At 38.7% G+C, this 16,052-nt stretch carries 14 protein-coding genes; 10 read left to right on the plus strand and 4 right to left on the minus strand.

Annotated features, from left to right (window positions below; genetic code table 11):
* Window positions 1-196 precede the first annotated feature (196 nt).
* Complete coding sequence (locus tag KHA94_RS06955) at window positions 197-1,378, minus strand: NupC/NupG family nucleoside CNT transporter (RefSeq protein WP_213101439.1); 1,182 nt, start codon at window positions 1,376-1,378, stop codon at window positions 197-199.
* 395 nt (window positions 1,379-1,773) lie between these two features.
* Between KHA94_RS06955 and KHA94_RS06960 the strand changes: the two genes are divergently transcribed.
* From KHA94_RS06960 to KHA94_RS06970, 3 genes are all read left to right on the plus strand, one after another.
* Window positions 1,774-2,106: a PadR family transcriptional regulator gene (locus KHA94_RS06960; RefSeq protein ID WP_057772569.1), complete on the plus strand. Its 333-nt coding sequence runs from the start codon at window positions 1,774-1,776 to the stop codon at window positions 2,104-2,106.
* 1 nt (window position 2,107) lies between these two features.
* The gene (locus KHA94_RS06965) at window positions 2,108-3,136 is read left to right on the plus strand and encodes an HAAS signaling domain-containing protein (RefSeq protein ID WP_213101440.1); all 1,029 of its coding nucleotides are present in this window, start codon (window positions 2,108-2,110) and stop codon (window positions 3,134-3,136) included.
* Window positions 3,137-3,224: 88 nt separating this feature from the next.
* Complete coding sequence (locus KHA94_RS06970) at window positions 3,225-4,202, plus strand: carbohydrate kinase family protein (protein WP_213101441.1); 978 nt, start codon at window positions 3,225-3,227, stop codon at window positions 4,200-4,202.
* Window positions 4,203-4,296: 94 nt separating this feature from the next.
* On the opposite strand, the gene KHA94_RS06975 is transcribed toward KHA94_RS06970, so the two are convergent.
* Complete coding sequence (locus KHA94_RS06975; protein WP_213101442.1) at window positions 4,297-4,968, minus strand: lysoplasmalogenase; 672 nt, start codon at window positions 4,966-4,968, stop codon at window positions 4,297-4,299.
* Between the two features lie 451 nt (window positions 4,969-5,419).
* Here KHA94_RS06975 and KHA94_RS06980 point away from each other — a divergent pair, with 451 nt between their 5' ends.
* Window positions 5,420-5,818, plus strand: coding sequence for an HU family DNA-binding protein (locus tag KHA94_RS06980; RefSeq protein WP_213101443.1), 399 nt, complete (start codon window positions 5,420-5,422; stop codon window positions 5,816-5,818).
* Window positions 5,819-6,300: 482 nt separating this feature from the next.
* Here the strand turns inward: KHA94_RS06980 and KHA94_RS06985 are convergent, their stop codons facing one another.
* A complete protein-coding gene (locus KHA94_RS06985) occupies window positions 6,301-6,831 on the minus strand; it encodes a hypothetical protein (protein WP_213101444.1) in 531 nt (176 codons plus the stop codon).
* 611 nt (window positions 6,832-7,442) lie between these two features.
* Between KHA94_RS06985 and KHA94_RS06990 the strand changes: the two genes are divergently transcribed.
* Window positions 7,443-7,697, plus strand: coding sequence for a hypothetical protein (locus tag KHA94_RS06990; protein ID WP_213101445.1), 255 nt, complete (start codon window positions 7,443-7,445; stop codon window positions 7,695-7,697).
* Here KHA94_RS06990 and KHA94_RS06995 read toward each other — a convergent pair.
* Window positions 7,691-8,074: a hypothetical protein gene (locus KHA94_RS06995; protein ID WP_213101446.1), complete on the minus strand. Its 384-nt coding sequence runs from the start codon at window positions 8,072-8,074 to the stop codon at window positions 7,691-7,693. The genes KHA94_RS06990 and KHA94_RS06995 overlap by 7 nt on opposite strands.
* Window positions 8,075-8,252: 178 nt before the next feature.
* Between KHA94_RS06995 and KHA94_RS07000 the strand changes: the two genes are divergently transcribed.
* The 5 genes from KHA94_RS07000 to KHA94_RS07020 all read left to right on the plus strand — a co-directional run bounded on the left by KHA94_RS07000 (window position 8,253) and on the right by KHA94_RS07020 (window position 15,867).
* A complete protein-coding gene (locus tag KHA94_RS07000) occupies window positions 8,253-11,477 on the plus strand; it encodes a DEAD/DEAH box helicase (protein WP_213101447.1) in 3,225 nt (1,074 codons plus the stop codon).
* A gap of 328 nt (window positions 11,478-11,805) precedes the next feature.
* The gene (locus tag KHA94_RS07005) at window positions 11,806-12,261 is read left to right on the plus strand and encodes a hypothetical protein (protein ID WP_213101448.1); all 456 of its coding nucleotides are present in this window, start codon (window positions 11,806-11,808) and stop codon (window positions 12,259-12,261) included.
* Between the two features lie 41 nt (window positions 12,262-12,302).
* Window positions 12,303-13,232, plus strand: a complete 930-nt coding sequence (locus KHA94_RS07010; protein ID WP_213101449.1) for an NERD domain-containing protein — start codon at window positions 12,303-12,305, stop codon at window positions 13,230-13,232.
* An 807-nt stretch (window positions 13,233-14,039) separates the two neighbouring features.
* Window positions 14,040-14,894, plus strand: a complete 855-nt coding sequence (locus KHA94_RS07015; protein WP_213101450.1) for a MurR/RpiR family transcriptional regulator — start codon at window positions 14,040-14,042, stop codon at window positions 14,892-14,894.
* Window positions 14,887-15,867 (plus strand): serine hydrolase domain-containing protein, encoded by a 981-nt coding sequence (locus tag KHA94_RS07020; protein WP_213101451.1) that lies wholly within the window; start codon window positions 14,887-14,889, stop codon window positions 15,865-15,867. The genes KHA94_RS07015 and KHA94_RS07020 overlap by 8 nt, the downstream gene beginning before the upstream one ends.
* The last annotated feature ends 185 nt before the right edge of the window (window positions 15,868-16,052 follow it).

A 16,052-nucleotide genomic window follows, 5' to 3' on the forward strand; every position in this document is an offset into this window, starting at 1 on the left:
TAATATTTCAATTCAACTTATGCCGGGAATATTATAACACAGAAAATGGAGAAAACAAGAAGCTACAAAAAAGAGCCACTAACCTATTTTTGGGAATAGATTATTGGCTCTCCTTGAATTAAATTTCCAAATAACTAAAATCTTTATTACGGTCGATGATAAAGAAAAATTTTCTTACTTATTGATGAATTGAGAATCAAAGCATGATTCCTGTAATCGCCGCAGCCAGTAAACTTACGAGTGTTGCTCCGTAAAGCAATTTAAGGCCAAACCTAGCTACTTGATTTCCTTTCTTTTCATTCAAGGCTTTTACTGCTCCTGTAATGATCCCGATGGATGAAAAGTTCGCGAAGGAAACAAGGAACACTGAAATAATCCCAACGGTTCTGCTTGATAAAGAGTCAGCAATTTTTCCTAAATCCATCATGGCGACAAATTCGTTTGATAATAATTTTGTTGCCATTATTGTTCCGGACTCCACCACTTCATTAGCCGGAACTCCTATAATAAAGGCAAGTGGTGCAAAAAGATAGCCAAGGGCTACTTGGAAGCTGATTCCGAAGATCGCTTCAAACACTGCATTAATCATGGCTATGAGGGCAACAAACCCGATTAACATTGCACCAACGATGATCGCTACTTTAAAACCATCTAAAATATATTCCCCCAGCATTTCAAAAAATGATTGCTTTTCTTCTGCTTGAATTTCAATAATATCCTCTTCTTCGGATACTTTATACGGGTTAATAATATTTGCAATCATGAATCCGCCGAATAAATTTAACACAAGTGCCGTAATGACATATTTCGGTTCAATCATCGTCATATAGGCACCTAATATTGAAGCCGAAACCGTTGACATGGCAGAGGTGCACAATGTATAAAGGCGATGTTCAGGGATTGAAGGAAGCTGTTTTTTAACAGAAATAAATACCTCTGATTGTCCAAAGACAGCTGATGCAACACCATTATAAGACTCTAGTTTTCCAAGACCATTCACCTTACTTAATATGAGACCAAGATAATGAATGATAAAGGGAAGGACTCTCAAATATTGTGCAATCCCAATTAAAGCAGAAATAAATACAATGGGCATTAATACGTTTAAGAAAAAAGGCATTGCTCCTTCATTGGCGATTCCACCGAATACAAAATTGATTCCCTCTGCTGCGTATGCTAATAGATACGTAAACAAGCCAGATATCCCTTTAATGATGAAAAGACCTGCTTTTGTATTAAGAAGTAGAAAGGCTAATCCGAGCTGCAAGACAAGCATAATCAAGATGGGTTTAAACTTGATGCCCTTTCTATTATTACTCGCGATATAGGCCAGTAAAAAAATAATGAATAATGCTGCTAAAAATAGAATGAATTTCAAAACAGTTACTCCCTTTTCTAAGTTGGTTTCTATAACAAATATTTTTTTATATTATCATTAAATTATTCATGTGCTTAATTTTTTTAATAATGCCACTGTTGAGATAGTAGTTTCCATCAGATTACTAACTAGTATCTTTTACCGGTTTAATGAATAGTAATGCTTAAAAAATTAGGTTTCCCTATAGAAAAGAAACTCATGCAAGTTAATTATTCTAAGAGTGATAGGCATTTTTGAAAGTTTTTTAGTCTAATGATAAATTCTTAATATTATAAAAATTTTATTACTGTTGGAACTAAAATAGTGTATGATACATAGTATAGAATATACTGTATGACACATAGTATAGAATATACTGTATGACACATAGCAAAAAGGGATGATGAGGTGACGAAATGGATGCTTTGCTGAATTCGTTAACGACGGAATTAAGGAGAGGGACTTTGACTTTGGCTGTTTTAAGTCAGTTACAGACACCTCAATATGGATATTCTCTTGTCCAGTTATTGGAGAAGAGTGGGATTTCGATTGACCAGAGTACCTTATATCCATTGCTTCGCCGTTTGGAAAAACAAGAGTTAGTGACGAGCAGCTGGGATACTTCTGAGAGCAGACCACGCAGGTATTATGTATTAAGCGAATATGGAATTAAGATTTTCCACCAGTTGAAGAAGGAATGGGAAAAGACATCTGAGGAGCTATACAATTTATTAAAAGGAGAGGAATGAAATGAATCTGATTGAGCTTTATATTCAGGAAGTAACACGGAGACTTACTGAAAAAAATCGTGAAGATATTGCGCTTGAGCTGCGTTCGACCATTGAGGATATGCTCCCAGAGGATTATTCGGATCAAAACGTAAAGGCAGTACTATCGAAGCTTGGCAATCCAGCAGTTCTTGCTGGTGGCTATTCGGATCGACCAATGCATTTAATTGGCCCCTGTTATTACGATGTATATATCAGTCTGTTAAAAATGATTTTGCCAATAGCGATTGCCATTTCCACGATTCCCTTAGTGGTTGATAGCATTTTGTCATATAACGGTGATCAAGTGTTTTTAGAAGTTTTGCTTTCCTTTTTAGGAGAAGGAATATGGAATGTCTTCAGTACGGGTATACAGGTGTTTTTCTGGTTAACACTGGTCTTCGCTTTATTGGAACGTACCGATCATGGGAAAATAACAGTACCAATAACAGCTGGTTTTAAAGAATGGACTCCAGATGATTTAAAGGATATTCCTTATATTCCTAAGGAAAAGGCCATTTCAAAGATGAATGTATTTGGAGGATTATTATGGACAGCGATATGGGTAACGTTTTATTTTAATGCTGCCAGATTACTGGGGATTTATGAAAAAGGGGAGCATGGTCTTGAATTTATCGCTCCAACCTTTAACCATGAGGTCTTACTTTCCTATTGGCCAATCGTTGTCATCGTAATCGGCTTAGAAGTAGCCTTAACCATTTATAAATGGATCACTGCACAATGGACAATAAGAGTCGCATGGCTCAATGCGATTTTTCAAATCGTTTCGTCCATTGCCATCATTGTCATATTCAGTGATACAAATTTGCTGAATCCAGAATTTATTGAATATTTGAATAAATTATTTAGTTTCTCATTCGACCTGAAAAGCAAGATTATGTTGGGTGTCATGATCATATGCGTTTTCTTTGCTGCATTAGATACGTATCAGGGCTTTCGAAAAGCTAGAATTCATTCGGAGAAAAATAATACTGTGAACCGGCATATGTAAGGAATATTCTGTGATATAGATTGGTTTTTTATTTTTGATATATTGGCAATATATGAAGATACTTGTTCCTAGATTTGAGGTGAACGTATTGAAAAGGGCTTTTTGCATAGGAGAAGCATTAATCGATTTCATCCCTGCTCAAAGGGGAAAATCATTAAAAGAAGTGGATGGCTTTGGGCGTGTGGCTGGCGGTGCGCCGATGAATGTTGCCATTGCGATTGCAAAGTATGGCGGGAAATCGGTTATGCTGACAAAAATAGCGAATGATCATTTTGGGGATTATTTAATCGATGTGCTTAAAGAAAACAATGTAGACACGTCTCAAATTATCCGAAGTGATGAGGGTGAAACGGGTTTAGCCTTTGTTTCTGTCGATCAATTTGGAGAAAGAACCTTTAATTTTTATCGAAAAAATGCTGCCGATTTGTTGCTTTCAGCTGATGAGATGAGTTCAGAGTCGTTTCGGGAAGGGGATTTTCTTCATTTTTGTTCAGTGGATTTAATTGAAAGTCCAATGAAACACACCCATAAAAAAGTAATTGATGATTTTCGGAACATAGGTGGGATTGTAAGCTTCGATCCGAATGTGCGGCTTCCTTTATGGCCCAATGCAGAAAGCTGCAGACTAGCCATACACCAATTCCTGCCACTGGCTGATATTGTGAAAGTGTCTGATGATGAATTAACCTTCATAACAGAAATCGAGAATGAAAATGAAGCCATCCAATCTCTTTTTGTGGGCCATGTCAAAATCGTAATCTATACAAAGGGCTGTGAGGGGGCAATTATTTTCTTCAAAAAAGGCGGAAAATATGAAGATAAAGGATTTGCAGTAAGTGTTGTCGATACAACAGGTGCAGGCGATGCCTTTATCGGTGGTTTTTTATCAGAATTACTTTCACTTAATATAACAATCCATAATCTATGTCAGAAGATCAAAGAAAATCATCAGCGCTTACTTACCTTTGCTAATGCTAGTGGGGCTCTGACTGCTACAGCTAAAGGTGCCATTCAAGCTGCACCTGGAAAAGACGAAGTATTAAAGCTAATCGCTGCCCAGCGGTGAAAAATGTAGAAAAGAGGCAGGTATCCTTAGGAACCTGCCTCTAGTTATTTTTCATATACACGGGAGTAAAAATGCCCCCCTTTGTTTATCAACTTTAAACAACTCCATATTTAGTAGAATATAGTGTGTCTTTGCTCGAAAGTGTTCGAACGCTAGAGGCGATAAAAAACTGAGCCGTGTAATATGTGGACATAATTAGTGCATTTGAGTACGGAATATCGGATACGAACATGTTCCATGATAATATGGAATCAGATATCACAAACAAAATACTGCCTATCATGGCCCATTTATCACCAGTCATAATAGCAGACCAAGCCATTAAAGAAATAATGATCACATAAGCGAGGACAGGAAAAAATAACTCGCTGTTACCATCTTGAATGATTGAGGCTAACAATCTTTTACTAAAAATAAACGCGTAAACAGCGATTGGTATAATCATTGCAAACCGAATGATAGAAAAGCTCCAGTTCTTGAAAAATCCAGTCAAATAAAAGAGGTGACCAATAAGAAAAGCAGCTAAACCATAGACAAACCACCACTGAATCAAGAAGTCGCCAAACATACAGAATATTAAGCCTAAAAATAGAATCCAATGAGTACTCTTTGCTTGAGTGGGAAATTGCCGAAATGCATAGAAGATAATTAACCACATCGGAATTAACTTAAAAAGGATCTTAATGGAAACAGGCTCAGACGGAATAATAAAAATATAAAGTAAGCCCATAATCAAAATGAGCAATGGCAGAACATATTTTTTCAATGTAATCCTCTCCTTCATAAAAGACTTTCTTAATATAGTTTATTAGATTTCTTCATAAATATATAATAATCCTCTAATCTAATTAAAACCAAATACTTTGCGGAACCGACAGAAGCGGACCTGCATGCGATGCAGCGCGACAGCTTAAAGCGGTTTAGTAGAGATGGTGAAATGAGGGCCGCGGGTTTATCCTACACGGGTCACGCCCCAGAAGTGAAGACCCATGCGCGCCGGTCGTATCAGCAGACCAGACAGGAAGAAATGATGGCTCAAGACATCAAGGGTAATAGATATGACAAACAGTACGATCGTTACGTTCGGGGTCGGGGTCACACATATCAGAAGATGACAGCCGGTGATGATTATGGGTTCGATGAACGAGACGACGAACCGGAAAACGATGGGCCGGAACTATGAGCTAGAGAGAGAGTATGTAAGGAGTGATACGTACATGAGTACAGGTAAAGAAGACAATACACAACACAATACGCAACAGGAAAAACAAAACACACTAGATGATTGCGCCGGGAATGTGCGTAATCAGAACGATATCGAAATCATGGCGTCTAAGGCGACCGGTGTTCACAAAGACACGGTAAAGACCGTATTTAATGCCATGTGGGATGCCATATGCGAGGAGCTCGAAAACGGCAATGAAGTGAAATTGCATGGTAAAGGTAGTTTCTACTTATCGAAGCGATCTTCTCGTATTGGTAGAAACCCGCTTACTGGGGAGGAATTTGATGTCCCAGAGCGGGAAGCGATGGCGTTTCAAACAAGTCCTGCTTATGCCCGACGTTTGCGACGAAGTCGCAAGGCGTTATCTGAGCAGGACAAGAACAAAGAGTAATTCCGGTAAGTATAAAAACGATACCCGCTTATTTTTCACAGAGTGAGCGGGTTTACGTTTAGTACAATCGGCTCGTTACCCTCACACCTTTTCTCTATCTCCATTCCCTGATATATAGGTCCTATTGGACATAAAAATAAGCGGTAGGTGCCATACCTTCCGCTTTTCATATTTATCACGGTTTTGCTCATCTTGTTTTACTTAGTATTTCTTGAATATTCTTTTTCAAAAAGGTGTGATTTAGGGAAATTTGTGAAAAAGGCCCCTTTTAAAGAAATTTACTTCTTAGTATCTCGAATAAAACAAATATAATTATCGCTGCAATATACAAAAGTATAATTAATGATATTTTTTGCTTCTTTGATAAATTTAATTTAGTGGTCTTTTTTCTTTTTTTGAATCTAACAATTTTATTGTTTCTCATTTGTTATACATCCTTTATGGTATAAGAGGGCTCTATTTGTAAGGTTTAGTCTTTTAATTTAGCAGAATGCACCTGCACAAAATACAATACAAGCTGCAAAGGCTGCTGGTATTTCTACTAAGGCAGCACAGTACAATATGCAAGTAAGACAAACTTGGGGCTGGATTTGGGACTCGTTCATTTCTTTTAATTTTTCTATTTGATCTTGATCAAAGTTTTTCACTTGACCAGTATTGTCATTGTAAAGAATGTAAGCATATTGATCTTTTTCCGTATCTTTTTTAACTAATACCAATGTAGTACCAATAATACCCTCATGAGATTTTCCAACTTGTGAATCTTCAAGTACTAATTGGTATTCTTGTGCTTTATAATTCTCTAATAAATCTGAAACCTCTTTATCTTCAATGGCATTTTGAATGTAATGATCTTTGAGTTGTCCAGAGAGAAGTTCTCCTTTTTCGTTATTCTCGCAACTCTTACATGTTGATGAATCTGAGGATGTTTCTCCGATGGTAGAAGCGTAAGTGTTTGTCATAGAGGTAAATGCAAGTAAAAACACAGCGATTAATAAGAGTTTTTTCACCATATTTATTCCCCTCCATAGTAGTTTATATCCTACGAATAGAACCATCTTATAACCATATTACACCATTCCAACCACAAAGAGGTAAAAAGATTGCTAGAAAAAAAGACTTCAATCTTAGGACACTAAGAAACTGTTCCGAAGTGGGTATTTTCTCCGTACGGAGTAGAGGAAAAGCCGGAGATTGCATCAAACGCTTACCTATTGCTGAGGATTGTGAAGCAACGTAGGTGGACACTAACCTATTAACACCACTCCTTCCCACCTCCGTTTCGATATAGATTTTTGACCAACCGAACAACCAACCAACCAACCAACCCAAAGATATTCCCCCCGTACTGGAAAAGACGCCTCCCATAATGTATAACTGCACCAACAGTTATACATTATGGGAGGCGTCCCACCAAAAAGTATATGGTTGTTGTATCAGATTATCAGTTGAACCATTTAATCCTTTTTTGTATAGACTACGCATCCAGGATGTAGCGGACGAGATCCAGCACCTTCTGTGGGCCCTTCGCCGTTTCCCGTGTAACGACGGAATCCGGACGCTCTACTTGGCGTATGATGTCATAAATGACAGAGGCTTTCGTCTGTGCACTTGAATGCACGTCATGGTAGGCCGGGTTATTGAACAGATATTCAATGAAGTAAGGGAACGATTCTTTGAAAATAGTCTTGTATTGTCCGCCAATAGATGCGTATTGCACCTGGCGTTGTCGCTCCTGTTCCGCCAAAAGACGGGACCGTTCTTCAAGTTCTTTGCGCTGTTCTTCCGCCTGTCTCTGCGCTTCGGCGTTGATTTTGAGTTATCGTCCTTCTCTCTGGACGAACTCCACGCTTGGGTTCTGTTTGAACAAGGTCAATAACTGAAATCCTGTAGAGGTAATCCCCATTCATTTTCTAGCTCGACGGCGGTATTCCACGCATACAGCGTCTCGTTCACCATCGTGTGGTCGGATTCCTTCACTTTTTGAGTTTTTGCCCCGGAAATCAGTTTCGGAAACAAGAGTTTGAACCGGCTGAAATCCGCCAGCTCCGGGGCGTACTCCCCGAGCAGAGGGAAACGGTTCATGTTCGCTTCGAACGTGGCTCGTACTTCCTCCCAGCGCTTGGCGCAGCGGTCTGCATCTACATCTTTCTTTAATTGCTTAATATCGGACTGGGCTCGCTCCAGTTCGTTAAAAGATGCCCCTTCTAGCCGTTTGTCGAGGGTGTCAATGAGTTGGTCTCGGACACCGTTCATATATTTTGTGTTTTATTAAATTAGTTTAGAAGTGAGAAACCCATTCCCGATAAGTGAAAAGCCATTTGCGTGTATGATACAATCGTGATAACGATATTTAATGAAGATGAACGTACAGTCATACTAATTCATTTTTTCCTAAGCAAAAGGGTGATGTCCCTAGGAAGGAGCTAGTCCTTTGAATGTTGAAATAAATCATAAAATCATTAAAGAAATGTGCGGCACAGTCTCCTTCAAAAGAGGGGACTCTTTTTATCGCGCTAATAAAGTTATATTAGAATATTACAGTCCTGCCCGGTGTGAGGCGACAGTTAGTGGAATGGAAGATTTTCATGTCACGATTGAAAAGGATGAGAACGGCAGTCTTCTTACTGCTTGCAGCTGTCCTACGCTCGCCTCCGTCAAAACGGATTGTCAACATATTGCCGCAACTTTACTAGCGATTTATGAGCATCAACGACAAGGTACAGCTCCTATAGTTCCAAGAGAATATCCGTCTGACTCTACAACAAATAAAGCGTTGACAGAAGGGCTGCTGTCTCTATTCAATAATCAGCCTATCCGTTCAAGCAGTCATCAGCTTCATTTTGAAAACAGGAAAGTGCTTGATGTGGAATTTACGTGTAAACCCGTCTCGATCGGAAAAGGACAATTCATGTTCGGGATTGAAATGAAGATCGATTCGACCCATGTACAGCATATCCGTGATTTCCTTGAGCAAATAAAAGGAGGAGATCCGAGTTTAATCTCCCAATCACTTACTTATGATTCAAGCCTTCACTGCTTTCATATGGAATCGGATGCTGTTATTCAGCAGCTCATCCAAGTCGTTCATGATGAGAAAGTGTTTGTTGACTCACTCCAAGATCATTTCGATCGCAGTAATCGCATGCTGATCATTCCACCTTCTTCCTGGGAAAGGCTCTTACCCTTGCTAGTAAAAGCACCATTGGTAAAGCTAGAATATGGCGGAGAAACATATGAAGGCCTTATCCTTTCGGAAGAATTGCCTCCTTTGCATTTTGATTTTACAAAGACGGAGAGAGGCAATTATCAACTAAAAATTAATGGGCTTCATCGTTTACTCGTGCTGAATTCCTATCTGTCTATTTTATCTAGGGGAAAATTAATCCGGCTAGAAAAGGAGGACTGCGGGCGTCTATCGGAACTAAAGCAAATGATAGAGATTTCCGGAACGAATCAAATTCCGATCCTTGAGGAGCAACTCGAATTTTTCATGGAAAAAGTGGTACCAGGTTTAAGGAGGCTTGGCGAAGTCCAAATCTCTCCATCTATTACGAATCAGCTTATGCAGATTCCACTGATTGCCAAGCTATATTTGGACCGTGTAAAAAATCGCCTGCTTGCTGGATTGGAGTTTCATTATGGAAATATTGTCATAAATCCACTAGAGGATCGGAATATCCAGAAAGAAGCAGTGTTAATAAGGGATGAAGCGAAAGAAAATGTGATCCTGCAGCTTATGGAGGATAGCTCATTTGCTAAAACAGAGGGTGGCTATTTTTTGCATAATGAAGAACTGGAGTATGAGTTTTTGTACCATGTTGCTCCAAAGCTGCAGAAGCTTGTACAAATTTATGCAACGACAGCAGTAAGAAATCGTATTTTTCGAGAGAATACACGTCCTCAGATTCGCGTGAAGGTCAAGAAGGAACGGACGAATTGGCTGGAATTCAAATTTGAAATGGATGGCATTCCTGAGAAGCAGATACGTGAAGTTTTAATAGCACTTGAGGAAAAACGGAAATATTATCGGCTGCGGAACGGTTCACTGCTCTCGTTGGAGGCAAGAGAATTTGAAGAAATTCAACGTTTCCTTCATGCCATTCCGGTTCAGAATGAGGATTTAGAAAGCGGCTTGAATATGCCGATTGTTCAGGGGCTTCGACTTCTTGATTCTGCCGATGAAGGCAGTGTATTTACATTAGAAGAATCATTCCGTCAGTTCTTGAAAAATATCCTTAACCCAGACAGCTTGGAAATCGAAGTGCCAAAAAGTGTAGAACCGATATTGCGCGATTACCAAAAACAAGGCTATAAATGGATGAAGACGCTTGCAAGCTTTCGATTTGGAGGCATTCTCGCAGACGATATGGGACTTGGGAAAACGCTGCAGAGCATTACATTCATACTATCAGAGCTATCAATTATTCGAGAAAAGAAGCAACCTGTCCTGGTTGCTTGTCCAGCCTCATTGATTTATAACTGGCTCAGTGAATTCATGAAATTTGCCCCAGAAGTACAAGCTGTTGTGATCGATGGCAATAAATCTGAGAGAGTGAATCTACAGAAGAATGCTTCGGATATAGACGTTGTCATTACCTCCTATCCGCTGTTACGAAGGGATATCAAGTGGTATGAAAAACAAATTTTTCACACCGTGTTTTTTGATGAAGCACAGGCCTTTAAAAATCCTATTACACAAACCGCAAGAGCGGTAAAAAGGATTCAGGCTGATCATCGCTTTGCTCTTACTGGCACACCGGTAGAAAATTCGTTGGAGGAGCTGTGGTCCATTTTTCACGTTGTGTTTCCTGAGTTATTCATGGGATTAAAGGAATACAGTCATCTCACAAGGGAGACAATTTCAAGAAGGATCCGTCCGTTTTTACTTCGGAGGTTAAAAGAAGATGTCCTAGCTGAGCTTCCTGAAAAAATTGAGACGGTTGATTCAGTGGAGTTGCTTCCTGAGCAGAAAAAGCTGTATGCTGCCTATTTGGCAAAGCTGCGGCACGAAACATTGAAGCACCTCGACAAGGAAACCATCCGGAAAAATCGCATAAGAATCCTTGCCGGATTGACGCGGCTACGACAGATTTGCTGTCATCCCGCTCTATTTGTAGATGGCTATAAAGGCAGCTCAGCAAAATTTGAACAGCTTCTGAAAATAATAGAGGAATCCATGCATTCTGGCAGGAGGGTGCTGATTTTTTCACAATTTACGAAAATGCTTCAAATCATCGGGAGAGAATTAGCACATCAAGGGCTTCCTTTCTTCTACTTAGACGGGCAAACACCTTCAGAAGAAAGAGTAAAAATCACCAATCGGTTTAATGCAGGCGAACGCAATCTATTCCTTATCTCCTTGAAAGCAGGCGGAACAGGCCTCAATCTGACGGGCGCCGACACCGTGATTCTGTATGATCTATGGTGGAATCCGGCAGTGGAGGAGCAAGCGGCCGACCGTGCCCACCGTATTGGGCAAACAAAGATTGTCCAGGTTATCAAGCTTGTCGCACGTGGGACGATTGAAGAAAAAATGAACGAGCTGCAAGAGAAAAAGCGAGATTTAATCGAAGAGATTTTTGATTCAAATGATAGCGGACCTGCTCTAACGGAAGAGGATATTCGCGAAATCTTTGAAATGCCTTTAAGTGAATGAACTTGTTTAGAGTCAATCTTATTAATGGATTGGCTCTTATTGCGCATTGTAACTAGACTACTTCAACCGGAAACTGACTTGACAATTTTACGAATAGAATTAAAATTAAGGCAAAATGTCCCCTCTTCTTAATCAATTTTTAACCCCCACTCTTAAAATCAACCATTGCAAAACCAGCTTCATAGAAACCTCTTAATTGTTCTTAACCTTGGATTGTTTAACTCCTTCTGTTTGAAATCACTTCAATTCGCTTAGCTTTTTCACTACTTTCATTCATAAAAAAATTAATATTCGACATTTTATTCAATTATGTAAAGGAGATGATGCAATGGCATCCAATTTGTCTGCAGTAAAATGTCCTCAGTGCGGCCGATCTGCGTTTGAAGAATTTTATTATAGAAGTGACGAACAATTTATTTGTTGCTATCGATGCGGATATAACTATTTTAAAAAAATAAGAAAGGCGACTAGAAATAAAGTTGAGTACCGGGAAAATACGGAGGATGGACATGGTGTGTTTTTATTAGTTAACAAAGATGGAAGTAGAGAGATAACTTTATTGAATATTGAAATCACTGCTGCTGAAATAGAAAAATACAAAACTGCATTTACATCGGACGAAATTGATCAAGAGAAAAGTTTTTTAGCTACCTTTAAAGACGGGAGATTTACGATACAATTCGGCAGTCCCTCAGACAATTTCCATTTGTCCTTTGAGGAGTACAAGGAGAAGATGATCAAAAAATATGGAGGGATAGACTTTTTAGTTCCTATTGAAGAATAGTTGATAGTTAGTGTGAAAAATAATTAGAGGGGAAGTGTAGTATGATCATAAAAACGCGCTCTGAATCAGCAGAATTAATGATTTTGAGATCATTAAGTATACGAATGAATTTATCAGAAAAGGAAAGAAGTAACTTTTTGAACTTAGAAAAGGGATTTATAGGGGAGCAGCAGTTTGATAAATGGTTTGAGACGAATTTTTCAAATGAAGGATTGATTCTAAATGATTTATTGCTAGAAAGCAATAATACCATTTTCCAAATTGATTCATTGCTAATCACTTCAGATGTGGTTTACCTTTTAGAAATAAAAAACTATGAAGGTGATTTTTATACGGATGGCGATATATGGTCCACATTATCGGGAAATGAGATAAAAAATCCGTTACTTCAGCTTAAACGAAGCGAATCCTTATTCCGACGATTGCTTCAAAATTTTGGATATAATATATCGGCCGAAGCGAATCTTATTTTTATTAACCCCGAATTCTTCTTGTATCAGGCTCCCTTAAATCCTTCAATTATTTTTCCATCACAGTTAAATCGCTTTATGGACAAATTAAACAAAAAATCAACGAACATAAAAGATAGACACCTTAAACTTGCAAAACATTTAGTCTCTATTCAATTAAAAAACTCACCTTATACACGGCTACCAGATTATAGCTATGACCAGCTAGAAAAGGGGATTATCTGTGGTGGCTGCAACACATTTGTTACAACTATTAATAAAGAAATGGTTGTATGCAATGAATGTGGTTACAAAGAGGATATAACAGCAGCAGTCCTTCGCGGTGTAATGGAATTTAGACTTCTTTTTCCAAATCAGAAAATTACAACTAATGGTATTCATAATTGGTGTAAAATAATTCAATCAAAGAAAACGATTAGAAGAATTCTTTCGAGAAATTTTCAACTTGAAGGCCACGCGAAGTCATCTTATTTTGTTAACCGAAAGGAAAATATTGATTAGTTCCAGTTAAAAATTTTATGCAAATTAATACAGGTTCAATTGCAAGTATGATTCCCGTTCGCGGAAGAAAAAGCTGCAAGCGGTCATCAAAGGGTAGTATTGGTTCCCGTTTGCGGAAGAAAAAGCGGCAAGCGGTCATCAAAGAGAAGTATTGATTCCCGTTGGCGGAAGAAAAAGCGGCAAGTGGTCATCAAAGAGAAGTATTGATTCCCGTTTGCGGAAGAAAAAGCGGCAAGCGGTCATCAAAGAGAAGTATTGATTCCCGTTGGCGGAAGAAAAAGCGGCAAGTGGTCATCAAAGAGAAGTATTGATTCCCGTTTGCGGAAGAAAAAGCGGTAAACGGTAATCAAAGGGTAGTATTGGTTCCCGTTCGCGGAAGAAAAAGCGGTAAACGGTCATCAAAGGGTAGTATTGATTCCCGTTCGCGGAAGAAAAAGCGGCAAGCGGTAATCAAAGGGTAGTATTGGTTCCCGTTCGCGGAAGAAAAAGCGGTAAACGGTCATCAAAGGGTAGTATTGGTTCCCGTTCGCGGAAGAAAAAGTGGCAAGCGGTAATCAAAGGGTAGTATTGGTTCCCGTTCGCGGAAGAAAAAGCGGTAAACGGTCATCAAAGAGAAGTATTACTTCTCCCACTCCTAAGTAAAATCAGTTTGCCTTCATCAAACCAAAACCCCCCATTTTTTTCGACTCACGCCAACCCAACTAAGTGCATATTTTGTTGAAATAAAGTTTCGTAATTTATATTGTTTTTTGAAATTTTGTTTTATATAATGTGAATTAAGAAAATTCTGAGAATGGTGATGTTCCTATGAGTACTGAAATTAACTTTATCGAGGAAAGTATTCATACCTTTAAACCAACTGAGAAAAAAGCTGCAGAATATATCCTAAAATATCCTGATAAAGTGGTAAATCTATCTGTTCAGAAATTAGCAGAAAAAGCTAAGGTAAGTGAGGCTACTATTATACGATTATCAAAGTCGCTAAAATGTAAGGGTTTTCAAGAGCTGAAGTTAAAAATAGCTTATGAGCTGGCAAAATCTGAAAATACAAATAGCTTGTATGATGATATTCCAAGCGATGATTCGATGAAATCCTTTATCCAGTCTGTTTCGCAAAACAATATACAATCAATCCAAAATACACTTCTTGTCCTTTCAGAGGAAGAGTTGGAAAAAGCGGTTTTGCTTATTTCGAATGCTCGACAGGTGGCTGTGTATGGAATTGGTGCCTCAGCGATCATAGCGCAGGATTTTAAACAAAAATTAACCCGTATTAATCGTTGGTGTGAGGCTGCTTTTGATGGGGATACACAATTGACGGTTTCTGCCAACCTTTCCGACCTGGATGTTGCTTTTGGTATCTCCTATAGTGGTCAAACAAAAGATGTAATTGAATCAGTTAAGGTAGCGAAGGAAAATGGTGCAAGTATTATTACCTTGACCAAATCAGGGGATAATCCTCTATCTTCCTTGGCAGATGTGAAGCTAAATACGACATCTTTAGAAAGAAATGTTCGAAGTGGAGCTACAAGCTCGCGAATTGCCCAGTTAAATGTCATAGATATTTTATTTCTAGGCGTGACGAAATCAAATCAGGATCGAAATATCCGAGCATTGGAAAGAACCCGTAAAGCGGTGAGGATATCTAAACAAAATGGTTAAAAATTACTTGCAACAACTCGTTGAAGATAGGCATATTCCTGGGGCAGTTCTGTATATTTCTAAGAATAAAGAAACGAAATTTTTCCAATCGTTTGGGTCATTTTTAGATAAAAATAACCAACAGCAGTTAATCAATCAAGATACGATTTTTGATGTTGCCTCCTTAACGAAAGTAATGGCAACGCTTCCATCAATATTATTGCTGGCTTCTAAGAAAGAGATAGACTTAGAGAGCTCTATTCATTCATTTTTACCAGCATTCAAAAATAAAGATATAACCATCAACCATTTATTACAGCATAGATCAGGACTTCCTGCTGATCTTCCTTTTCAGGATCGAAATACGCAGAGAGATGTCATGCAAGAGATCTTGGATACAAAACTAATCAATACACCAGGAACCACCACATTATATAGTGATTTAGGCATGATTCTATTAGGAAAAGTGATTGAAAAAGTTTCTGGGCAGCAGATGCATGTTTTTACAAAAGAGAATATTTTTGAGCCATGGGGTTTATACGATACTACTTATCTATTACCTGATGAAAAAAAGAAGCTAGCTGCATCGACAGAATGGTATAAAGATCAATACATTCAAGGGGATGTCCATGACGAAAAGGCTTTTCAGCTAAGTGGGGTGAGTGGAAGTGCAGGAGTATTCTCTACTGCTAAAGATGTGGCTGCATTTGCGTCCAAATGGCTTTATCCAGAAGAGCAGGATTTAATTCCGCAAGACTTTTTAAGAGAAGCCGCAACACATAGACAAAATAATCGGGGTCTCGGCTTTGAAGTATGGAGTGGAGCTGGAGAATCACTCTCGATCGGGGAGCTTTGGCCAATTGGGTCCTTTGGGCACACAGGGTTTACAGGCACAAGTGTATGGATGAGCCCATCGGAAAAGATAGCCGTCGTATTTCTGACAAATGCCGTGCATTTCGGCAGGGAAACAACGATAAAAAAGATTAGAAAGTAGCTTCATTCATTCATTTACTCCGCTTATATCGCAAATGCACTGTAGAGTGATCCTAGCAAATTTGGAAACTACATTTACAGTAGGCGTGATATAAGCTCATCTATCATCCATAGGTGACCGTTGCCGATAGTGGACATCACTTTGTGGAGGTAAATATATATAAAATTTTTAAAGGAGGTTAATGG

Origin of the sequence: Cytobacillus citreus (assembly GCF_018343665.1) — a bacterium.
GTDB classification, from domain to species: Bacteria; Bacillota; Bacilli; order Bacillales; family Cytobacillaceae; genus Cytobacillus; species Cytobacillus citreus.